The organism is Paraburkholderia sp. GAS82, from assembly GCF_050436285.1.
Lineage (GTDB): Bacteria > Pseudomonadota > Gammaproteobacteria > Burkholderiales > Burkholderiaceae > Paraburkholderia > Paraburkholderia phenazinium_B.
The window spans coordinates 45,013-67,179 of the sequence record NZ_JBNDLX010000014.1 but is presented as its reverse complement, the minus strand read 5'-3'; the positions used below and the strand labels follow the sequence as shown (position 1 = coordinate 67,179).

The 22,167-nt window shown below is 62.5% G+C and carries 19 protein-coding genes; 10 read left to right on the top strand and 9 right to left on the bottom strand.

The window, feature by feature from the left end:
• Nucleotides 1-50 precede the first annotated feature (50 nt).
• A complete protein-coding gene (miaA, locus tag P3T17_RS33385; RefSeq protein ID WP_429411119.1) occupies nt 51-1,004 on the top strand; it encodes a tRNA (adenosine(37)-N6)-dimethylallyltransferase MiaA in 954 nt (317 codons plus the stop codon).
• A 195-nt stretch (nt 1,005-1,199) separates the two neighbouring features.
• Here the strand turns inward: miaA and purM are convergent, their stop codons facing one another.
• Nucleotides 1,200-2,255: a phosphoribosylformylglycinamidine cyclo-ligase gene (gene purM, locus P3T17_RS33380; protein ID WP_074265802.1), complete on the bottom strand. Its 1,056-nt coding sequence runs from the start codon at nt 2,253-2,255 to the stop codon at nt 1,200-1,202.
• A 195-nt stretch (nt 2,256-2,450) separates the two neighbouring features.
• Between purM and P3T17_RS33375 the strand changes: the two genes are divergently transcribed.
• From P3T17_RS33375 to panB, 7 genes are all read left to right on the top strand, one after another.
• Complete coding sequence (locus P3T17_RS33375; protein ID WP_429286550.1) at nt 2,451-3,527, top strand: AI-2E family transporter; 1,077 nt, start codon at nt 2,451-2,453, stop codon at nt 3,525-3,527.
• 68 nt (nt 3,528-3,595) lie between these two features.
• On the top strand, nt 3,596-4,348 hold the full coding sequence (hda, locus tag P3T17_RS33370; RefSeq protein WP_074265804.1) for a DnaA regulatory inactivator Hda: 753 nt from the start codon (nt 3,596-3,598) through the stop codon (nt 4,346-4,348).
• Complete coding sequence (locus P3T17_RS33365; RefSeq protein WP_074265805.1) at nt 4,341-5,027, top strand: HAD family hydrolase; 687 nt, start codon at nt 4,341-4,343, stop codon at nt 5,025-5,027. Before hda ends, P3T17_RS33365 begins: the two co-directional genes overlap by 8 nt.
• Nucleotides 5,024-6,628 (top strand): polynucleotide adenylyltransferase PcnB, encoded by a 1,605-nt coding sequence (gene pcnB / locus P3T17_RS33360; protein ID WP_429286551.1) that lies wholly within the window; start codon nt 5,024-5,026, stop codon nt 6,626-6,628. The genes P3T17_RS33365 and pcnB overlap by 4 nt, the downstream gene beginning before the upstream one ends.
• Nucleotides 6,629-6,676: 48 nt before the next feature.
• Entirely contained in the window at nt 6,677-7,246 is a 570-nt protein-coding gene (folK, locus tag P3T17_RS33355; protein ID WP_074265807.1) for a 2-amino-4-hydroxy-6-hydroxymethyldihydropteridine diphosphokinase, read from the top strand.
• On the top strand, nt 7,243-7,959 hold the full coding sequence (locus tag P3T17_RS33350; protein WP_429411117.1) for a deoxynucleoside kinase: 717 nt from the start codon (nt 7,243-7,245) through the stop codon (nt 7,957-7,959). Before folK ends, P3T17_RS33350 begins: the two co-directional genes overlap by 4 nt.
• A gap of 37 nt (nt 7,960-7,996) precedes the next feature.
• Nucleotides 7,997-8,812 carry a 3-methyl-2-oxobutanoate hydroxymethyltransferase gene (panB, locus tag P3T17_RS33345; protein ID WP_429411115.1) on the top strand — a complete coding sequence of 272 codons (816 nt, stop codon included), beginning with the start codon at nt 7,997-7,999 and terminating at the stop codon, nt 8,810-8,812.
• Between the two features lie 370 nt (nt 8,813-9,182).
• Here panB and P3T17_RS33340 read toward each other — a convergent pair whose 3' ends face one another.
• The 8 genes from P3T17_RS33340 to hrcA all read right to left on the bottom strand — a co-directional run bounded on the left by P3T17_RS33340 (nt 9,183) and on the right by hrcA (nt 19,127).
• On the bottom strand, nt 9,183-11,189 hold the full coding sequence (locus tag P3T17_RS33340; protein ID WP_429411113.1) for a chorismate-binding protein: 2,007 nt from the start codon (nt 11,187-11,189) through the stop codon (nt 9,183-9,185).
• 28 nt (nt 11,190-11,217) lie between these two features.
• A complete protein-coding gene (gene dnaJ, locus P3T17_RS33335) occupies nt 11,218-12,357 on the bottom strand; it encodes a molecular chaperone DnaJ (RefSeq protein ID WP_429286554.1) in 1,140 nt (379 codons plus the stop codon).
• A 268-nt stretch (nt 12,358-12,625) separates the two neighbouring features.
• Nucleotides 12,626-14,587 carry a molecular chaperone DnaK gene (dnaK, locus tag P3T17_RS33330; RefSeq protein WP_074265811.1) on the bottom strand — a complete coding sequence of 654 codons (1,962 nt, stop codon included), beginning with the start codon at nt 14,585-14,587 and terminating at the stop codon, nt 12,626-12,628.
• Nucleotides 14,588-14,801: 214 nt separating this feature from the next.
• On the bottom strand, nt 14,802-15,227 hold the full coding sequence (locus P3T17_RS33325; RefSeq protein ID WP_429286555.1) for a thioredoxin family protein: 426 nt from the start codon (nt 15,225-15,227) through the stop codon (nt 14,802-14,804).
• A gap of 56 nt (nt 15,228-15,283) precedes the next feature.
• Nucleotides 15,284-15,862 (bottom strand): nucleotide exchange factor GrpE, encoded by a 579-nt coding sequence (gene grpE, locus P3T17_RS33320; RefSeq protein WP_074266210.1) that lies wholly within the window; start codon nt 15,860-15,862, stop codon nt 15,284-15,286.
• Nucleotides 15,863-16,334: 472 nt separating this feature from the next.
• Nucleotides 16,335-16,742, bottom strand: coding sequence for an RNA-binding S4 domain-containing protein (locus P3T17_RS33315; protein ID WP_074265813.1), 408 nt, complete (start codon nt 16,740-16,742; stop codon nt 16,335-16,337).
• A gap of 81 nt (nt 16,743-16,823) precedes the next feature.
• Nucleotides 16,824-17,894, bottom strand: coding sequence for a ferrochelatase (gene hemH, locus P3T17_RS33310; RefSeq protein WP_429411110.1), 1,071 nt, complete (start codon nt 17,892-17,894; stop codon nt 16,824-16,826).
• Between the two features lie 213 nt (nt 17,895-18,107).
• Nucleotides 18,108-19,127 (bottom strand): heat-inducible transcriptional repressor HrcA, encoded by a 1,020-nt coding sequence (hrcA, locus tag P3T17_RS33305; protein ID WP_074265815.1) that lies wholly within the window; start codon nt 19,125-19,127, stop codon nt 18,108-18,110.
• Nucleotides 19,128-19,435: 308 nt separating this feature from the next.
• On the opposite strand from hrcA, the gene P3T17_RS33300 reads away from it, so the two are divergent.
• Together P3T17_RS33300 and recN are read left to right on the top strand one after the other, a co-directional pair.
• A complete protein-coding gene (locus tag P3T17_RS33300) occupies nt 19,436-20,338 on the top strand; it encodes an NAD kinase (protein ID WP_429411108.1) in 903 nt (300 codons plus the stop codon).
• Nucleotides 20,339-20,439: 101 nt separating this feature from the next.
• Nucleotides 20,440-22,137 (top strand): DNA repair protein RecN, encoded by a 1,698-nt coding sequence (gene recN, locus P3T17_RS33295; RefSeq protein ID WP_429411106.1) that lies wholly within the window; start codon nt 20,440-20,442, stop codon nt 22,135-22,137.
• Nucleotides 22,138-22,167 lie beyond the last annotated feature (30 nt).

The following is a 22,167-nucleotide window of genomic DNA, read 5'->3' as shown; positions in this document are numbered from 1 at the left end:
CGCGCCGCCAAGTTAATACCGCAGCCGCAGGCGCTGCGGGTCCGCCATTCATGACGCAACGCCCTGTCACTCCGATTGTCTGCCTGCTGGGCCCGACGGCCTCCGGCAAGACCGCCGCTGCGCTGGCACTGGCCGCGCGACATCCGGTGGAAATCATCAGCGTGGATTCGGCGCTGGTGTACCGCGAGATGGACATCGGCACGGCAAAGCCAACGGCGGAAGAGCGCGAGCGCGTACCGCACCATCTGATTGACATCGTCGATCCCGCCGATGCCTACTCCGCCGCCCAATTCCGCACGGATACGTTGCGACTGGTGGGTGAGATTACGGCGCGTGGGCGGGTACCGTTGCTGGTGGGCGGCACGATGCTGTACTACAAGGCGTTGACACAGGGTTTGAACGACCTGCCGGGGGCTGATGCCGAAGTGCGGGCCGCGCTCGATGCGCAGGCGTTGCGTGACGGCTGGCCGGCTTTGCATGCGCGGCTGGCTGAGGTGGATCCGGTCACAGCTGCCCGGCTAGCACCGAATGATTCGCAGCGGATCCAGCGGGCGCTGGAGGTGTTCACGTTGACGGGGCGGCCGATGTCCGAGTTGTTGGCTGCGCCTTCTCAGGTTGACGATTTGGCGTTGCCGTGGCGTTTTGTACCGGTGGCGCTGGAGCCTTCAGATCGCAGTGTTTTACATGCACGCATTGCTGAGCGGTTTGATGCCATGCTGGCTGCCGGGTTTATTGATGAAGTGGAGCGGCTGCGGGCGCGGGGGGATTTGCATCCGGGGTTGGCGTCGATGCGGTGTGTGGGGTATCGGCAGGCGTGGGAATATCTCGATGGTGTTGGGGATTTTGCTTCCATGCGGGATAAGGGGGTTTTTGCTACCCGGCAGTTGTGTAAGCGGCAGCTTACCTGGCTGCGGGGGATGAGTGAACGGGTCGTTGTGGATTGCTGTGCGGGGGATTCGGTTGAGCAGGTTTTGGGGGTTGTTGAGGGGGTGATTGGGCGGTGATTTTTTTGCCGCCTAAGGCGGAGGGTTTGCCTGCGGCGCCTTGGTTTTTTTTCTTTTGGGGTTGCCCTCTCCTTGCATTCTTATCGGTTTGCTTGTGTTGCCCCTGTGCGGGGCGACGCTAATGGACCACCAGGAATGCAAGGAAAGGCCCAAGCAGCAAGAACAACCACCAAAGCGCCGCGCAGGCCAAAAAAATCAAACAACCACAGTCTGCGCCTCACCCTCAGCACTATTACGCACAGAGCCAATCTTCCAAACCTGCTCGCCGGCGGCAGCCAAAAGACCAATAGCCTTATCTGCATCCTGAGCAGCAACCACAACAACCATCCCGATCCCGCAGTTGAACACGCGGTGCATTTCTGCGTCAGCCACACCACCGTGCTTCTGCAACCACGAGAACAGCGGCGGCAACGGCCAGGCCCGATGATCGAGCTCAGCAGTCAACCCATCCCGCAAAACTCGCGGAATATTTTCGACGAGCCCACCGCCGGTGATATGCGCCATTCCCTTCACGGCAACCTGCTCCATCAGCGAAAGCAGCGGCTTCACATAGATATGCGTAGGCGCCATCAACGCATCGGCCAGGGAACGGCCGTCAAAGTCCGCCGACAGATCCGGCTGCGCCCGCTCAATGATCTTGCGCACCAGCGAGAATCCATTCGAATGAATTCCGCTCGAAGCCAGACCCAGCACCACGTCGCCCGGGGTAATCGTGCTGCCGTCGATAATCTTGCTTTTCTCGACCGCGCCAACCGCAAACCCGGCCAGATCGTATTCGCCATCCGGATACATGCCCGGCATTTCCGCGGTTTCACCGCCGATCAACGCGCAGCCAGCCAGTTCGCAACCTTGTGCGATGCCCTTCACGACCGTCGATGCCGTGCCGACGTCCAGCTTGCCGCAGGCGAAGTAGTCGAGGAAGAACAGCGGCTCGGCGCCCTGCACCAGAATATCGTTGACGCTCATCGCCACCAGATCCTGACCAACCGTGTCATGCTTGTTCAGGTGAAACGCCAGCTTCAGCTTCGTGCCGACGCCGTCCGTGCCCGAGACGAGTACCGGTTCGCGGTATTTTTTCGGCACCTCGAAGAGCGCGCCAAACCCGCCGATGCCGCCCAGCACACCGTCACGCAACGTCTTTTTGGCAAAGGGCTTGATCGCGTCGACAAGGGCGTCGCCCGCGTCAATGTCCACGCCGGCGTCGCGATACGACAGACCTTGAGCGTCAGGGGCGGATTTCGGTTGATTCATGGGGAGGAGCAAGAAGGTCGGTAAAATGCGATTTTACCCGATGCCGATCCAGAGTTGGCGCTTCAGCGCCTACTCTGGTCCCATACAGGGTTGCCGACCCCGAGTTGGCGCTTCAGCGCTTACTCTGGTCCCATACAGGGTTGCCGGCCACCTGGCCGGACATATTCACCCGCGTCGTACCTCAGGAAATCCATTTTGCAGCAGAACTCCTCGATTCTGACACCGTATCAGCGCCGCGCCTTCATCTGGGTCGCTATCGCGCTCGGCCTCGGCATCCTGCTCTGGCTGCTCAGCCCGGTGCTCACGCCGTTCCTGCTCGGCGCCATTCTCGCCTACATCCTCCAGCCTGGCGTCGCGTGGCTGGTGCGCCGGCGCGTGCCGCGCGCCCTCGCCGCCCTGCTGATGATGCTGGTCTTCACCGTGCTCCTCACCATCATGATCCTGCTGGTGCTGGTCGTGATCCAGAAGGAAGGTCCGCAGCTCAAACTGCAGGTACCCGTGCTGTTCACGCACGTCAGCGCCTGGCTGCAACCCAAACTGGCCCTGCTCGGCCTCGCCGATTCGCTCGACTTCGCCAGCATCCGCGATCTCGTGATGAATCAGCTCGAAGGCAGCGCGCAAACCGTCGCCCTCTACGCATGGACCTCGATCCGCACCAGCGGTAACGTCATGATGACCGTGATCGGCAACGTCGTGATGGTGCCGTTGGTCCTGTTCTACCTGTTGTACGACTGGAACCGCATGCTCGAGCGCGCCGAGGGCTTCGTGCCGCGCCGCTGGCTCGAAAAGACCGTGCAGCTTGCCCGCGACATGGATCGGATGCTCTCCCAGTACCTGCGCGGCCAGCTGCTCGTGATGGCCGTGCTGGCCGTCTTCTACGCGATCGCACTAACCATCGCCGGCTTCGAGATCGCGCTGCCGATCGGCATTTTCACCGGCGTCGCGGTCTTTATTCCGTACATCGGCTATGCCACCGGCCTCGCTCTGGCGCTGATCGCCGCGCTGCTGCAGTTCGGCGACTGGTATGGCTTCGGCGCGGTTGCGGTGATTTACGGCGTCGGGCAGATTCTCGAGAGCTTCTTCCTGACGCCACGCCTCGTCGGCGAACGCATCGGCATGCATCCGCTCGCCGTGATCTTCGCCTTGCTGGCGTTCGGCCAGCTATTCGGCTTCTTCGGTGTGTTGCTGGCGCTGCCCGTTAGCGCGATCTTGTCGGTGGCCCTGCGCGAATTGCGGCAAGGCTATCTGTCGAGCACGCTTTACAAGAACTGACGATCCCTGGCTAACTGACCCAAGCGCTCAACGGCTACCCGCGGTTCTCATTACCGGTTTCTACTACTGTGCTTCGTCAACTGACGCTCGATCTCGGCACCCCGCCGCCCTCGACATTCGACAACTTCTTCGCCGGCTCCAACGCAGAGCTGGTCACGCGGCTGCGCGGGCTGGAAAGTGCGCTCGCAGCCGGACCCGTGGCTGATCGCTCGTTCTACATCTGGGGCGAGGCGGGCAGCGGCCGCACCCATCTGCTGCAGGCGCTGGTCCACGAGGCACAGCCCGGGCACGCGTGCTTTGCAAGCCCCCAGAGCAGTCTCGCTGCGTTTGCCTTCGACCCGCGCGTGGCGCTCTACGCCATCGACGATTGCGACGGCCTGTCCGGCGCCCAGCAGATCGCCGCGTTCAACCTCTTCAACGAAGTGCGTGCGCATCCCACCAGCGCTTTGGTGGCGGCCGGCAATGCTGCGCCGATCGGCCTCGCGGTACGTGAAGACCTGCGCACGCGCCTCGGCTGGGGTCTGGTGTTTCACCTCGCGCCGCTGCCCGACGACGTCAAGGCTGCCGTGCTCAAGCACGCCGCGCGCGAACGCGGTATCGCGCTCGCCGACGACGTGCCGGCCTACCTGCTCACTCACTTCCGGCGCGATATGCCCAGCCTGATGGCCTTGCTGGACGCGCTCGATCGCTTCTCGCTCGAACAGAAACGGGCGGTCACCCTGCCGCTGCTGCGCGCCATGCTGGCATCCCCGGCGGACACCGAAGAGTCGAGAACGGCAACCGTTGCAGCCGCTTCAAGTAAAATAGGCCCCCATGGCTAATCTCGCACTCTTCGATCTCGACCACACGCTCATCCCCACCGACAGCGACCACGAATGGGGCCGCTTCATGGTGAAGCACGGCATGGTCGACGCCGAAAACTTCGCACGTGAAAACGACCGTTTCTATGCCGACTACAAGGCCGGCAAGCTCGACATTCACGCCTATCTCGTCGCCATGCTGACGCCGCTCGCGAAGTACTCGCGCGCGCAGCTCGCCGAGTATCACCAGATGTACATGCACGAAGTGATCAAGCCCACCATCGTGCCGGTCGCGCTCGAACTGGTGCGCCAGCATCGCGACGCGGGCGACCTGTGCTGTATGGTCACCGCCACCAACGAATTCATCACCGGCCCGATTGCCGCCGTGTTCGGTGTCGACAAACTGATCGCCTGCGAAGCGGAAACCGTGGACGGCCAGCCGCACTCGGACTACACCGGCCGTCCCACCGGCACACCCAGCTACAAGGAAGGCAAGATCGTCCGTACCGAGGCGTGGCTCGCTTCGCTCGGCAAGACATGGTCGGACTTCGAGCGCAGCTATTTCTATAGCGATTCGCATAACGACATCCCGCTGCTCCAAAAGGTCACTGACCCGATTGCGACCAATCCGGACGACACGCTGCGCGCTCATGCGCAAGCACACGGCTGGCGCATCCTCGAACTCTTTCAACCCACGTGATCAAAAAATTTATCCGTAAGCTGTTCGGACAGGATCCGGCACCCGCTGACAACACCGCCCCCTCCGAAGCAGACGAAGCGTCCCGCGCCCCGGCAAAAACCGGCCATAGCGACGCCAGCAGCACTACCTCTACGGCCAGACCGCGCCGCAAACCGGCGGCGTCACGCGACACCACCAAGGCCGCACCCGAGCCCGACGTGCCGGTGATCATTCCCGCTGACGTTCACGGCATCAACCCGGCGCTGATCTCGAGGAACGCTATCCGCGTCACCGAGGGGCTGCAGCAGGCCGGCCACCGGGCATTTATCGTCGGCGGCGCCGTACGCGACCTGCTGCTCGGCATCGCGCCGAAAGACTTCGACGTCGCCACCGACGCCACGCCCGAGCAGGTGCAGAAGCTGTTCCGCCGCGCGCGCATCATCGGCCGGCGATTTCAGATCGTGCACGTGCAGTTCGGTCAGGAAATCATCGAAACCTCGACGTTCCGCGCCCTGGTCGATCCTCCCGCCGCCGACGCCGCCCCGCCGCGGCGCCTGAAGCGCGACGAACTCGACCGCCGCACCCACGCAGTCGACGCCAGCGGCCGCGTGCTGCGCGACAACGTCTGGGGCGAGCAGCACGAAGACGCCACCCGCCGCGACTTTACGATCAACGCGATGTACTACGATCCGGCCACGCAAACCGTGCTGGACTATCACAACGGCATGGCCGATATGCGCGCCCGCCTCCTGCGCATGATCGGCGATCCGGCCACCCGTTACCGCGAAGATCCGGTACGTATGCTGCGCGTGGTGCGTTTTGCCGCCAAGCTCGGCTTCGAGATCGAAGACACGACTCGCGCGCCGATCAAGGAAATGGCGGATCTGATCAACAACGTGCCGGCTGCGCGTCTGTTCGACGAAATGCTCAAGCTGATGCTGTCGGGCTATGCACTTGCCTGTCTGCAGCGCCTGCGCCAGGAAGGCCTGCATCATGGCCTGCTGCCGCTGCTCGACGTAGTGCTCGAGCAGCCGCACGGCGAGAAATTCATCACGCTCGCGCTCACCAACACGGATAACCGTGTGCGCGCCGGCAAGCCGGTTTCGCCCGGCTTCCTGTTCGCTACCCTGCTGTGGCACGACGTGCAGCAGCGCTGGCAGGCGTTCGAGGCAAACGGCGAATATCCGGTGCCTGCGCTGCACCGGGCGATGGACGAAGTGCTCGACATGCAGACCGAGAAACTCGCCATCCACAAGCGTTTCTCGTCGGATATGCGTGAGATCTGGGGCCTGCAGTTGCGCCTCGAAAAACGCTCGGGCCGCAGCGCGCTGAAGCTGATGGAACACCAAAGATTTAGAGCGGGGTATGATTTCCTCCTGTTGCGCTGCGAATCGGGCGAACTCGAAGAGTCGGTCGGTGCGTGGTGGACGGAGTTCATCGAAGGAGACGCCGTCGCGCGCGAGACATTGCTCACGCAAGGCGGGAAGGACCGGAGCCCCAAAAAACGCCGGAGGCGCAGCAGTGGCGCCAGAAACCGCAAACCGGGCGACGGAATGGAGGGCGGTGCGACCGTGGAGCGCGCAGCAGACGACGTGAGTCACGAAGGCTCACACGAAGACTGACGCGGCCATGTTGCTCGCCGTCGAACGATAGTCGCAGGAAGTTATGCCATGACGGTTGCTTATCTCGGCCTCGGCGCGAATCTCGGGGATGCGCGCCAGACCCTGAAAGACGCGGTAGTGTGTCTCGCCCAACAGCACACCATCACCGTGCTCGCCAAGTCGAGCCTGTATCGCACTGCGCCCATCGACGCGGGCGGTGACGACTACTACAACTGCGTCGTGAAGCTCGATACCACGCTGCCGGTCCGGCATCTTCTGGCGCTGTGCCACAAGATCGAACTGCACTTCGGCCGCGAACGGCCGTTTCGGAACGCCCCCCGCACGCTCGATCTCGACATTCTGCTGTTCGGCGACTACTCGATCGAGGAACCGGATCTGATCGTGCCGCATCCGCGTCTGATCGAGCGCGCGTTCGCACTGGTGCCGCTCGTCGAAGTCGACCCTGACTTGACGATTCCACAACACGGTCGCGCCGACGCGTTTCTCGCGGCCGTTGCCGATCAGCGTATCGAAAAGATGAAGTCACCCTGTCAGTGTCCGGTGCTCAATGCGTTGAGCGGCGGCAGTGATAGCGAAGCCGGCACTAGCGGCAAATCCACCAAAGGCGGCTGCTCATGAGCACGTCTCCGCTGACGGTCACCGCCCCCCAGCTACGCCCGCCGTTTCGCTATATCGCGATTGAAGGGCCGATCGGGGTTGGCAAGACCTCGCTGGCACGACGCCTCGCGGAACGATGGTCAATGCAACCAGTGTTCGAGCGGCCACAGGACAATCCGTTTCTCGAACGCTTCTATCGCGACAACGGGCGTTACGCGCTGGCCGCGCAACTGCACTTTGCCCTTCAGCGGGCCCAACAGGCGCAGGAGGTTGCGGCAGCGTACGCGGCGGGCACAGCGCTGATCGCCGATTTCATGACGGAGAAAAACGAGATCTTCGCCCGGTTGACACTGCCTGAAGACGAATGGCAGTTGTATCGCGCACTCGCAAAGCAGATCGATGCACAGACTCCGCGCGGAACCACCGCGGGAAGTCCGGGCACTGCCCCATCGCCGGATTTTGTGGTGTACCTGCAGGCCAGCCCGGAAGTGCTGTTTGCGCGGATCCAGAAACGCGCGATCCCAATGGAGCTGCAGATCTCGAACGCGTACCTGCACTCCCTATGCGACGCGTATAACGACTTCTTCTATCACTACGACCGCACGCCGGTGCTGACGGTCAACGCCGAACACCTGAATCCGCTCGACTCGGACGCGGACCTTGCGCTGCTCGTCGAACGCATCGAGACGATGCGCGGGCGCAAGGAATTCTTTGTCAAAGGCACGTCGCTCTGAGCGACGGTGCCCTCCTCCTTTTCCAACGGAACACCCCATGAGCTATTTGCAGGAAACGAGTAGGAACGCCATTACCGTTCCGAAACTGCAGGCAATGCGCGACGCGGGCGAAAAGATCGCCATGCTCACCTGTTACGACGCGAGCTTTGCGGCGCTGCTGGACCGCGCGGGCATCGACGTGCTGCTGATCGGCGATTCGTTAGGGAATGTGCTGCAAGGCCAGACGACGACGCTGCCGGTCACGCTCGGAGAGATCGCGTATCACACGGCCTGCGTTGCGCGGGCACGCCCGTCAGCGCTGGTCGTCGCCGATCTGCCGTTCGGCACCTACGGCACACCTGAGACGGCCTTCGCCAGCTCCGTGGAGTTGATGCGCGCGGGCGCCCAGATGATCAAGCTGGAAGGTGGCGAATGGCTCGCCGACACGGTGCGCTTCCTGGTGGAGCGGGCCATTCCGGTATGTGCGCATATTGGCCTCACGCCACAGTCGGTGCACGCATTCGGCGGCTTCAAGGTGCAGGGCAAGACGGAAGCCGGCGCAAGCCAGTTGCTACGCGATGCGCTCGCTATTCAGGACGCGGGTGCTCAACTGGTCGTGATCGAGGCAGTCCCGACTCAGCTCGGCACCGAAGCCACCAGGCAGTTGCGGATTCCGACCATCGGCATTGGTGCGGGGGTGGAATGCTCGGGGCAGGTGCTCGTGCTACACGACATGCTCGGGATTTTCCCCGGCAAGCGTCCGCGATTCGTCAAAGATTTCATGCAGGGACAGCCGAGCATTTTCGCGGCCGTCGAAGCGTATGTGCGCGCGGTGAAGGACAGCTCGTTCCCCGGCCCGGAACATACGTTTTGAGATTGGTGTGTCGGGCGGTTTGGGACCCGTCCGATTTTTGTTGAATGCCTGGACGTCTATCTTCTTCGGTCCATTTACGCGGCTCCGCCGCAAACCGAAGAGAAACGTCCATGAGCCCCATTTGCCTGATCAACGTCGCGGGAATCCGCGATCACGCTTTGCACCTCACTGACATGCCGCGATCCACGTGGCATGTACGCCTGATCGACTGGGTGGCGCGCCTGTTGCGCATCTGCTGCGCTTGAATGACGCTTGTCTCAGCGCCGCGCTACTTCCCTTACACGCAGCGCGACCTGCTTTGGCGGAGCGGCCGCCTAACCTACCTGCTACCGTACACCAACCTCGCGAGCCTGTCGTCGTGGCCGGAATCCTACCCTGCGACACGCGCCGGTAAGGCGCCCCGCAGCGCGTTGCATATAAGAAGCGCCTCTGCATTCAATACGTCAGCGCGCGTCAGGACACGCTCCTGCGCATCCAACTCCGCATCTTCAAGCAGCACTCCTCGCATCACCCCAGGCAACACGCCTGACGATAACGGCGGCGTCCACCAGCGCCCATCCAGCTTCACGAATACATTCGAACGGCCGCCTTCAGTCAACTCGCCGCGCTCGTTGAAAAACAGCGTGTCGAACGCGCCCAGGGCCTCGGCGTTGCGCCAGCCGCGGTCGTATTCCGCCCGGCGCGTGGTTTTGTGATGCAACAGCATGTCGCTCGCCTGGGTGGCCGTGAAGCCGTGATCGGGGGCGAGCAGTACGCCGACGACGTTGTCGGACAGTGGCGTCAACGCTGCTGCGCTAATCTGCACCGCGCCACCCTTGGCGAGAGCGAGTCGTACGCGATGCGGTACTCCGGCTGACAGCGCAGCGCACTGCGCTTCGATTCGCTCGCGCAAATCCGCTTCGTCGAACCTGAAACCGAGCCACGCCGCACTCGCCGCAAGCCGTGCGAGATGGCGCGCCACGTGGCGAACACCGTCCTCACGCGTCGCGTACATCGTTTCGAATAGCTCGAAGCCTGGATCGGCGTTAGTGAGGAATCTCGCTTTCCACTGGCACTCCGCGTATTCGTCAGCGGCAACGCTGTCGAGCACGATGCCCGCGCCAACGCCCATGCTGCCGCTACGGGTGCCGGTTCTGCTGTCCGGCGCATCAAGCGTCAAGGTGCGAATCGCGACGGACAGGCAGAAGTCGCCGCAGACGTTGTGGGTGTGGTTTGAGGCGCTCGCCGCTTCTGAAGCGTGCGAGTCGTTTGTCACGTCCGAGGCATCTGAGACATCCGACGCGTTTGCCGAATCTGAAGAAGCGTTTGCGGCGTAGCTGGCGGCATCGAGCCAGCCGATCGCGCCGGTGTACAAACCGCGTGGCGAGGTTTCAAGCCTGTCGATCAACTGCATCGTCCGATGCTTCGGTGCACCGGTAATCGATCCGCACGGAAACAAAGCGCGCAGCACGTCCGCAAACGAAGTCTGGGCACGTAACCTCGCCTCTACAGTCGACGTCATCTGCCACACCGACGCATATGGTTCGACCGAGAACAGCGCTGGCACCTTGACGGAGCCCGTCTCGGCGACTCGCGACAGATCGTTGCGCAAGAGGTCGACGATCATCACGTTTTCCGCGCGATTTTTCGGATCGTTGGCGAGAAACTCGGCGGCATGCCGGTCGGCGACGGGATCGTCCGGGGTACGTGGCGCAGTGCCCTTCATCGGACGCGCGCGTAACGTGACACCCGCTTTCTCGACAAACAGCTCCGGCGAGCACGACAACACCCAACGGTCGCCGGGTAAGGCGACCAACGCGCCATACGACACCGGCTGCCGCGCCCGCAGCCGGCGATACAGCGCAGCGGGCGTGCCAAAGACGTCGAACCTGAGCCGATACGTGTAGTTGACCTGATAGGAATCGCCGATACTAAGCGCGTGATGAATCGCCGCGATGGCTGCTTCGAATTGCGCCGGCTCGACGCTGGGGCGCGCGGCGGTGGTACCCGCTACCGACGGTTGCTCCGCGCCGCCGTCGCGTTGCACCAGCCACGCGTCGGCTTCGTCACGCGAGAGCTTCGCGCATTGCTCGAACAATAAAAAACGCAGCGTGGCATCGTCACGCTGCGTTTTATTCTCTGACTGGCGGGACTGGCCGCCGGAGGACCGCGCACCGTGCAGCACAAGCTGACGGCCGAACTCATAATCGCCGAGCATCACGGCATGCAGACCACGCCGCAAATCAGCGGCCACCGCATCGCATACCGCGTCGAGCTGCTCCGTATCCACGCAGACACGCTCATGCAGAAACCGCGTGTACAGGCGGCTCGAGCGCCGCGCCGCCGTCGCGTGGCAATCGTCGAGCAATGCAAACACGGCGTCGCGATCATCCACCATCTTGCCCGCCACCAACTTCAAACTTCCATTAATCGAAGAAGCTCTTCACACGATCGAACCAGCTCTTGCTTTGCGGGCTGTGACGCGCACCGCCCTCGACCAGCGACTTCTCGAACTGCTGGAGCAGCTCGCGCTGCGGCTCGGTGAGCTTGACCGGCGTCTCGACCTGCACGTGCACATACAGATCGCCTGCAATGCTCGAACGCAACCCCTTGATGCCCTTGCCGCGCAGACGGAAGGTCTTGCCCGACTGGGTGCCTTCGGGCACCGTAAAGCTCGCGCGGCCCGCCAGCGTCGGCACTTCGATTTCACCGCCAAGTGCCGCCGTCGTGAACGGAATCGGCATCTGGCAATGCAGATCGTCGCCGTCGCGCTCGAACACCGAGTGCTGCTTGATATGAATCTCGACGTACAGATCGCCCGACGGACCGCCGTTGATACCCGGCTCGCCGTTACCGGCCGAGCGGATCCGCATGCCGTCGTCGATACCCGCCGGAATCTTCACTTCCAGCGTCTTGGTTTCCTTGACCTTGCCAGCGCCGTGGCAATTCACACACGGATCGGGAATGTGGCTACCCGTGCCGTGGCACTTCGGGCAAGTCTGCTGAATGCTGAAAAAGCCCTGCGACATCCGGACTGAACCCGCGCCGTTACAGGTGGGGCAGGTTTCCGGTTTGGTACCGGGCTTCGCGCCCGAACCGTGACAGATTTCACACGACACCCAACTCGGCACACGGATCTGCGTGTCGTAGCCGTGCGCGGCCTGCTCCAGCGTGATTTCCATGCTGTAACGCAGATCGGCACCGCGGTACACCTGCGGACCGCCACGGCCACCGCCACGTGCAGCGCCGCCGGCAGCCTGGCCGAAGATGTCGCCGAAAATATCGCCGAATGCGTCGGCAAATCCGCCGAAGCCCTGCGCGCCGGCACCGCCCATATTCGGGTCGACGCCTGCATGGCCGTACTGGTCGTACGCCCCACGCTTCTGCGAGTCCGACAGCATTTCATAGGCTTCCTTCACCTCTTTGAAATGCTCTTCCGCATCCTTGTTGCCCGGATTGCGGTCGGGGTGATGCTTCATCGCCAGCTTGCGATAAGCCTTCTTGATTTCGTCGTCGCTCGCGTTCTTTGCGACGCCCAGAACCTCGTAGTAATCCCGTTTCGCCATATCGGTTCAACGCCCGCCGCGCAGCAAGGCACGGCGGCTCCTCTTGAATGCTGGAGTCTTACGACTCGTCCGGCCGTTGCTCGCCCCTCGTTTGCACGAATTGAGCAACGCCCTCCATAAAACAAATGTGCCCGGAGAGCCCAAAAAGGCTCACCAGGCGCGATAACCGCTTTGCAGGTTTATGCCCTCACAGACGGACACAAACCGTTTTGCAGCCGACCCGCACACATTGCTGTGTGCGGCTTTACGGTCAGACGGCGACCTGGCTTTAGTCCTTCTTGACTTCCTTGAACTCGGCGTCGACCACGTCGTCTTCCGGCTGGCTTGCACCACCGGCCGAGGCACCACCAGGCGCTGCGCCCGCGGCACCGGCCGCTGCGCTTGCTGCACCTTGCTCTGCCTGCATGTCGGCGTACATCTTCTCACCGAGCTTTTGCGAGGCCGTTGCCACGACTTCGATCTTGGCTTCGATCGCCGCCTTGTCGCTCGAGCCGCTCTTCAGCGTGTCTTCGAGGTCCTTCAGCGCTGCTTCGATCTTTTCCTTCTCAGCCGCTTCCAGCTTGTCGCCGTATTCGGTGAGCGCCTTCTTCGTGCTGTGGACCAGTGCGTCGCCCTGGTTGCGGGCATCGGCCAGTTCGCGCAGCTTGTGATCTTCTTCCGCGTTTGCTTCGGCGTCCTTCACCATCTTTTCGATCTCGGCTTCAGACAGACCCGAGTTCGCCTTGATGACGATGCGGTTTTCCTTGCCGGTCGCCTTGTCTTTCGCGCCGACGTGCAGAATACCGTTCGCGTCGATGTCGAAGCTCACTTCGATCTGCGGCACGCCGCGCGGTGCAGGCGGAATACCTTCGAGGTTGAACTCGCCCAGCAGCTTGTTGCCGGCTGCCATTTCGCGTTCGCCCTGGAACACCTTGATCGTGACGGCACCCTGGTTGTCGTCGGCCGTCGAATACACCTGTGCGTGCTTCGTCGGGATCGTGGTGTTCTTGTTGATCATCTTCGTCATCACGCCGCCGAGCGTTTCGATGCCGAGCGACAGCGGGGTCACGTCGAGCAGCAGAACGTCCTTACGGTCACCCGACAGAACCTGACCTTGAATCGCGGCGCCCACGGCCACGGCTTCGTCCGGGTTCACGTCACGGCGCGGTTCCTTGCCGAAGAACTCCTTAACCTTGTCCTGCACCTTCGGCATACGCGTCATACCGCCGACGAGAATCACGTCGTCGATTTCGCCAACCTTCACGCCAGCGTCCTTGATAGCCAGACGGCACGGCTCGATGGTGCGTTCGATCAGTTCTTCCACCAGCGCTTCGAGCTTCGCACGCGTAATTTTCAGGTTCAAGTGCTTCGGACCCGACGCGTCTGCCGTGATGTACGGCAGGTTGATTTCGGTCTGCTGGCTCGACGACAGTTCGATCTTGGCCTTTTCAGCCGATTCCTTCAGGCGTTGCAGCGCGAGCACGTCCTTCGACAGGTCGACGCCTTGTTCCTTCTTGAACTCGCCAATGATGTAATCGATGATGCGCTGGTCGAAGTCTTCACCGCCGAGGAACGTATCGCCGTTCGTCGAGAGCACTTCAAACTGCTTCTCGCCGTCAACGTCGGCGATTTCGATGATGGAGACGTCGAACGTGCCGCCGCCCAGGTCATACACGGCGATCTTGCGGTCGCCCTTTTCGTTCTTGTCGAGGCCGAACGCGAGCGCAGCTGCGGTCGGTTCGTTGATGATGCGCTTGACTTCCAGACCGGCGATGCGGCCCGCATCTTTGGTGGCCTGACGCTGGCTGTCGTTGAAGTACGCGGGAACCGTGATCACCGCTTCGGTGACCGGCTCGCCGAGGTAATCTTCAGCGGTCTTCTTCATCTTGCGCAGAACTTCAGCCGAGATTTGCGGCGGAGCAAGCTTCTGATCGCGCACTTCGACCCAGGCGTCACCGTTGTCGGCCTTGACGATCTTGTACGGCATCAGCGCGATGTCTTTCTGCACTTCTTTTTCTTCGAAGCGGCGGCCGATCAGGCGCTTGACCGCGTACAGCGTGTTCCTCGGGTTCGTGACCGACTGACGCTTCGCAGGCGCGCCGACGAGAATCTCGCCGTCTTCCATGTAAGCGATGATCGACGGCGTGGTGCGCGCGCCTTCCGAGTTTTCGATCACCTTGACCGAATTGCCTTCCATGATCGCCACGCACGAGTTGGTCGTGCCGAGGTCGATGCCGATGATTTTGCCCATTTTTACTAATCTCCTGACTTTGATCGCTGCGGTAGGTTGCCTTGTGCCCATCTGGCGGCAAGGCAACCCGCCTTCAATTCAAACCTGCACTCAACATAAGTGCGTCTGCATCGTTTTCAAGACCTTGAATGCAATGCGGTCTTTAATTTTTTTCAATCGCCTGCGGCTTCGGGATTGGCGTTGCCGGGGATTGCCCGACTTGTTGCCACCCCGGCTAACCGCCAGTACCGGCCACGCCATCCATCGCCTTTGAAACGGCCTTTGCGGCAACCTTCCCCCGGGCGGCTGCCACCGCTGCCTCGAACTGCCCGAGGCCGTGCCAGCCAGTCGCCCGGCCAAGCCGCTTGCCACGATGAAAGAAGAACCACGTCGGCACGCCATGCAGCATGAAACGGCGGCCCAGCTCACGGTGCTCGTAGACGTTGCTGTGAAACCATCTAAGCCCGAGCGCGCGAATCGCGTCGGGCTGCGCCAGCATCGCCTTCTTCGCTATTTCGCAGTTGAAGCAGTCGAGTCCCCAGAAGAACACCACCGCCACCTCGTCGCCAACCGCTTCGAGCGCGGCGTCGAACGACTCTGCGCTCAATTCCTGCATCTCGAACACGGCAAAAGCCGTGGAATCGACGGGAAGGTTGGCCATGATAGCGGGGATGCCTGCCCGGGAGCGCCTGAGCGATGCCTGAGTTCTACTTCGGCTTACTTCGGCTGGGCGACGGTAACGAGCGCCGGGCGCAGCACGCGGTCGGCAATCACGTAACCCTTTTGCAGCACGGAGACGATGGTGTTGGGCTCCTGCTCGGCCGGCACCATCGAAATAGCCTGGTGACGATGCGGGTCGAACTTCTCGCCTGCCGGAGGATTGATCGCCACGACGCGGCCTTTCTCAAGCGCACCGCTCAACTGGCGCAGCGTCAGCTCGACACCCTCACGAACCTTCTGCAGGTCGTCGGACGAGTGGGCGACGGCGGCCTCGAGGCTGTCGACCACAGGCAGCAGATGCTCTGCAAAGCTCTCGATCGCGAACTTGTGAGCCTTGGTGACATCTTCCTGCGCACGCCGGCGCACATTTTCGGTCTCGGCCTTGGCACGCAGAAAGCTCTCCTGCAACTCGGCGATTTTGGTCTGCGCTTCGGCCAACGCGGCTTCGGCGCCGGCCGGCGCAGCTTCAGCCGGGTTGACTTCCGGCTGAGCTGCGTTGGCCTCGGCAGCCTGGCGCGCGGCTTCTTCGGCGGGCGTGGGATTCTGGCTCGTCGGATTCTCTTGCGTGTTTTCCATGTCGCTGAAAGTCGTAAAAAAGTTAAAGCCAAGGGCGGCCGCGTGGTGCTCTGAAAGGCCCGCTTGAGCGTTGCAGAAACGCCACACAAACCACCGCTCATCGCCTACTGAGTTTGGGTCTCAAAGCACGATTTCAAGCGGTCAAAAGGAACTTTTCGCACCGCAACAGTGCGGCAGAAATGCCTCGTTACAACCATTAATCAGATAGAGATTGAGCGGCCTCGTGGACTGACCTAAACTTCAGCTGTCCACCCGGGAAGGCACGTTTACCCTAACCTGGTATATACCACTTCACTTAATTCATCGCGCGTTCGTCCAGCATCATTTCGGGGGAGTACCGTGAAACTGACCTTCGCAATATCCGTGGTCGCCTTGGTGCTCGTAGCGGGAACCACGACCATCTGCATGTCCGGGGCCGTCAACGACAGCACGACCGAATATGGCGGCGTACACGCGACGATGGAACAACTGTTCAATCCCCACCTGAAAGTTTGTCGATAGTGCGCCGGTCGCGCTTGGTCGGACGCCCGTGCAAAGCGGCGGCCGGCTCGCGATACGTCTTACGCCGCTCCTGCTCCACCTGCCGCTTCACCTTGCTTTCCTCGGTTTCCGCATAAAGCGTCTGCGCCACACTCGCCGGGCCGCGCACGTCGCACACACCCAGTACCTCCACCTGCCATACGATGCGTTCGATCTCGATTTCGACGAGATCGCCAACCCGCACCTCCTTGGCCGGTTTGACTGCCGCGCCGCCAATCCTTACGTGGGCTTTGTCGACGGCATCCGCCGCCAGCGAGCGTGTCTTGAAGAAACGCGCTGCCCATAACCACTTGTCGATGCGCAGGCGCGCGCCGGGTTCGGTCGAAATCCTGTAGTTCATCAGCTAGTCTGGCGCCCTATGTACGAAGCGGCGTCGCAAGTTGCGCATCAAGCGCGTTGAAAACGATTCCGTCAACCAGTCTCACGCCGGCACCGTACCTTGCGCGGAGGCCACCTGCACCGGCCAGCCCTGCAGGTTCTGGGCGACGATCTCCCCCAGCGCCGCAATCCACGCCTGCGAGGCGTTCAGGCAAGGAATGCGGTGAAACTCCTTGCCGCCCGCATGGACGAACTCGTCGCGGACTTCCATGCCGATTTCCTCAATAGTTTCCAGGCAATCGGCAGTAAAGCCCGGACAAAACACATCCGCGCGGCGCACTCCCGCCGCGCCCAGCTCCTTGAGCGTCGGCGCGGTATAGGGCTGCAACCACTCGGCCTTGCCGAAACGCGACTGGAACGTGACGCGGCACTCCACCGTTGTCAGCCCGAGCGCCTGCATCAAAAGTGCCCCCGTTTGCTGGCACTGGTCGTGATACGGGTCACCGAGATCGAGCGTACGTTTGGGAACGCCATGGAAGCTCAGCACCAGCTTGTCGCCGGCCGCGAAATCCGGGCGTCCATGGGCATGCCAGTACTGGTGTACCTGCGCCGCCAGCGCCGCGATATACGCCGGATGATCGGCATATTGGCGGATGGTGCGGATTTCCAGCTGGTTGCGCATGCGCTTGAGCGCCGAGAATGCAGCGTCGAATGCCGTTGCCGTAGTCGACGACGAGTATTGCGGATACATCGGCACCAGCAGTACGCGCTCGGCACCCGCCAGCTTGAGCTGATTCAGCATGTCCGGGATGCCTGGCATGCCGTAGCGCATGGCGTAGTCGACGATCGCCGTGTAGCCGTTCAACTGCAGCAGATGCCGCAAACCTTCCACCTGCTTCTCCGTGAACACGCGTAACGGTGAGCCTTCCGGTGTCCACACCGCAGCATATTTCTTGGCCGACGAGCGCCCGCGAAACGGCAGGATCAGGAGCCGCAAGATCACCTGCCAGAGGGCCGCGGGAATCTCCACGACACGTGGGTCGGACAGAAACTGCGCGAGGTAGCGCCGCACGGCCCGTGGCGTCGGTGCGTCGGGCGTGCCCAGATTGATCAGCAAAACCGCAACACGATGGGATGTGGCGGGTTGCGATGGCCGCTCGAGATCGAAACGCATAGGCAACAGGGCTAGCCGCGTACAGCGGGAAATCGGTTCAGGTGAGAGTCATTATAGCGGGGCGGTCCGCAGCCGATACCTGGCCATTCGGCCGATTGGCAAGGCGCGCGCCGCATCGCATCATTTGCAGCATGCAATTCGGGCTCCTGCCCGACGGAGGTGCGGGCAATGGCAAAGGCAATGAAACGTGCCGCGGTTCCGGGGCGCAGACGCTTATTGCTGGCTGAGCGTCAGCGAGAGCAGGCGCGCGGTGATGTCGACAATCGGAATCACACGGTTGTAGGCCATGCGCGTCGGCCCGATCACGCCGAGCGTACCGACGATCTTGCCGTTCACTTCATACGGCGCGGTCACGACGCTCATTTCCTCGATCGGCACGAGATTCGACTCGCCGCCAATGAAGATTTGCACGCCCTGGGCGTGACTCGAAACGTCGAGCAACTGAAGGAGACTGGTCTTTTGGTCGAATACGTCAAACAGCTTGCGCAGCCGCGCCATGTCCGAAGACAGGTCGGCCACTTCGAGCAGATTGCGCTCGCCGGAGATCAGCACGGTCTCGCCGGCGTCAGCTTCATCTGTGCTGGCCTTGACGGCGGCGTGCATCAGCGTGGTCATGTCGCCGCGCAGCTCGTCGATCTCTTCGCGCAGACGCCGGCGCACTTCGTCGAAGGAAAGGCCGGCAAAGTGCGCGTTGATGTAATTGGACGCTTCCACCAGTTGCGACGGCGAAAAATCGCGCTGCGTCGCCATGATGCGGTTCTGTACGTCGCCTTCGGGCGTGACGATGATGAGCAGGATGCGCTTGTCGGACAGGCGCATGAACTCGATCTGCTTGAAGACGTGACTGCGCCGTGGGGTCAGCACCACGCCGGCAAACTGCGACAGGCTGGACAGCACGCTCGCCGCCGCTGCAACGATCTTCTGCGGCTCGCCCGCCTGCAGCGTGGTCTTGACGGTACGGGTAACCGCTTCCTCGTCCGCCGCGGACTCGACTGTGAGCATCGTGTCGACAAACAGACGATAGCCGCGCGGCGTTGGAATACGGCCCGCCGAGGTGTGCGGGCTGATGACGAGCCCTGCCTCTTCCAGATCGGACATCACGTTGCGGATCGTCGCCGGGCTCAGCTCCAGCCCGGAGTAGCGGGACAACGTGCGCGAGCCGACCGGTTGACCTTCGGCGATATATCGCTCGATCAACGTTTTGAGGAGGGTTTGTGCGCGGGGATCTAGCATGACGGAAAAGTTTAGCTTAATGACGCGACGACCGCGAGCGCTAACAATAACAGCGTTCACGCCTTCGTTGGCGAGGCATGGGCTGCATGTGCCGGTTTGCCCGCACAACCCCTGGCGCGAACCCGCACCTGCGGGTTCGACGCAACGCATACCATCCCGCTGTCACGAGGAGTTCATCATTCTGCCGATAATCCTGCGCAGGCCGGCCGGCACGGGCCTGCAGCCCGACAGGCGCGCCCGCGTGGCGCCGGCCGCCCATGTGGCCGCGGACGGTTCTTTTCAGCCCTCACCTATGGTGTAATGCCGGCATGCAAGTTACCAGTCAGTTCAAGACCGTCGCGCTCGTCGGGCGCAACAACACGCCAGGCATTGGCGAGCCGCTGACCGCGCTCGCCGCGTGCATCGCCAGGCGCGGCTTCGACGTGGTGTTCGAGGCGGACACCGCCGCGGAGATCGGCATTACCGACTACCCGGCCCTGCGCCCCGCGGAAATCGGCGCCCGCGCCGACGTGGCCGTGGTGCTGGGCGGCGACGGCACGATGCTTGGCATCGGCCGCCAGCTTGCGCCGTACCGCACGCCGCTGATCGGCATCAACCATGGGCGGGTCGGCTTCATCACCGACATCCCGATTTCGGCCATGCAGGAACTCGTGCCGCAGATGCTGAGCGGCAATTTCGAGCGCGAGGAACGCATGTTGCTGGAAGCGCGCATCATGCGCGGCGGCAGCCCCATCTACCACGCGCTGGCCTTCAACGACGTGGTGGTCAACCGCAGCGGTTTCTCGGGAATGGCGGAGCTGCACGTGGCCGTGGATGGCCGCTTCATGTACAACCAGCGCTCGGACGGACTGATCGTCGCCACGCCGACCGGATCGACCGCCTACGCGTTGTCGTCAGCCGGGCCAATCCTGCATCCACAGTTGCAAGGCATCGTGCTGGTGCCGATTGCGCCACACGCATTGTCGAACCGCCCCATCGTGCTGCCGGACGACTCAAAGGTCAGCATCCAGATCGTCTCCGGCCGCGACGTCAACGTCAACTTCGACATGCAGTCGTTCACCGCGCTCGAACACAACGACACGATCGAAGTGCGCCGCTCGCGCCATACCGTGCCGCTCCTGCACCCGGTCGGCTACAGCCATTACGCGACGTTGCGCAAGAAGCTGCACTGGAATGAATACCCGTCGCACGAAGACGACATCAAGCCCTGAACCGATCCCGAATCCTGAATCCTGAACGAACACTGCGCCGATCCTGAGCTAACCCTGAGCACCTGGCCGCAGCCGGTAACCCAAGCTACCAGACGACCTCCATGCTTCGCCACCTCTCGATACGCGACTTCGTCATCGTCGCCGCGCTCGACCTTGAATTCGACAGCGGCTTTACGGTTTTCTCGGGCGAAACAGGCGCCGGCAAATCGATCCTGATCGACGCCCTGGCACTCGCGCTTGGCGCCCGCGCCGATGCAAGCGTCGTGCGCACCGGCGAGGCCCGCGCGGATATCACCGCGGAATTCGAAACGCACGCTCAGGTGGATCAGTGGCTCGACGAGCAGGCATTGGGCTCGGCGAGCGGCACGAACGGTACGCACGGTGCAAACGGCGCCGGTTCGCACGACGACACCGTCATGCTGCGGCGCGTGGTGGATGCGAACGGCCGCTCGCGTGCCTTCATCAACGGCACTGCGGCGACGCTCGCGCAACTGCGCGAGGTCGGTGAAATGCTGGTCGACATTCACGGACAGCACGCCCACCAGTTACTGATGCGCCCGGATGCGCAGCGTGAGCTATTCGATACGCACGCAGGTCTGGTCGATAAGGCTGCCACGGTGAGCCGCGCCTGGCGCGCCTGGCGCGACCGGGCACAAGCGGTCGAAACAGCCAAAACGCGCGACCGCGAACTGCAACTCGAACGAGAGCGGCTCGCGTGGCAACTGGCCGAACTCGACAAGCTCGCCCCGCAGCCGGGTGAATGGGAAGAGGTCAACGCAGAACACAACCGTCTGTCGCATTCGGCCAACCTGATCGAAGGCGTGCAGGGGGCGCTCAACGCCCTCTCTGAGTCGGACGAGGCGATGATCACGCATCTGGCATCGATCGTCTCGAAGCTGCGCGACCTGGCGGAAATCGATCCAGCGTTAAACGATGCGCTCGCTGCGCTCGAGCCTGCTGAAATCCAGTTGCAGGAAGCTGCCTATTCGCTGAGCCACTACGCGCAAAGGCTCGAACTGGACCCCGACCGGCTCGCCCAGATCGAAAGACGCGTCGACGCCTTGCATTCGGCCGCGCGCAAATTCCGTCTGCAGCCGCAGACGCTGCCGGAGGAACACGCCGCGCGTCGCGCGCAACTGGCCGCACTGGACGCCGCCGCGGATCTGGACAGCCTGCACGCTGCCGAGGCCAAAGCAAAGGAAGCCTATCTGGCCGATGCCAAACAGCTGTCCAAAGCACGTGCCAAGGCCGCCAAGGCGCTCGGCTCGGCGGTTACCACGGGCATGCAGGAACTGTCGATGAAAGGCGGCAGTTTCGAGGTCGCACTCGTCGCGCTGCCGGAAGGCGGAGCGCATGGCCTCGAACAGGTGGAATTCCGCGTTGCCGGGCACGCCGGCGTGCCGCTCCGGCCGCTCGCCAAGGTCGCTTCAGGCGGCGAGCTGGCGCGGATCAGCCTCGCGCTCGCTGTGATTGCGAGCGCCGCCAGCCCGACCCCCACCCTGATCTTTGACGAAGTGGATACCGGTATTGGCGGTGGCGTCGCCGATGTAGTCGGGCGTCTGCTGCATCAACTCGGACGTGCTCGCCAAGTGCTATGTGTTACGCACTTGCCGCAAGTGGCAGCGCGCGGCGACCATCATTTCCAGGTGGCCAAGGCATCGGACAAGAAAGGCGGCACGGTCAGCAGCGTCACGTCGCTGGACAAGGCCAGCCGGATCGAAGAAGTGGCACGCATGCTCGGCGGGCTGGAGATCACCGCCACTACCCGCAAGCACGCGAAGGAAATGCTGGCGGCGTAGACGGCAGTTACGACAACGCCCCCGCCCTCA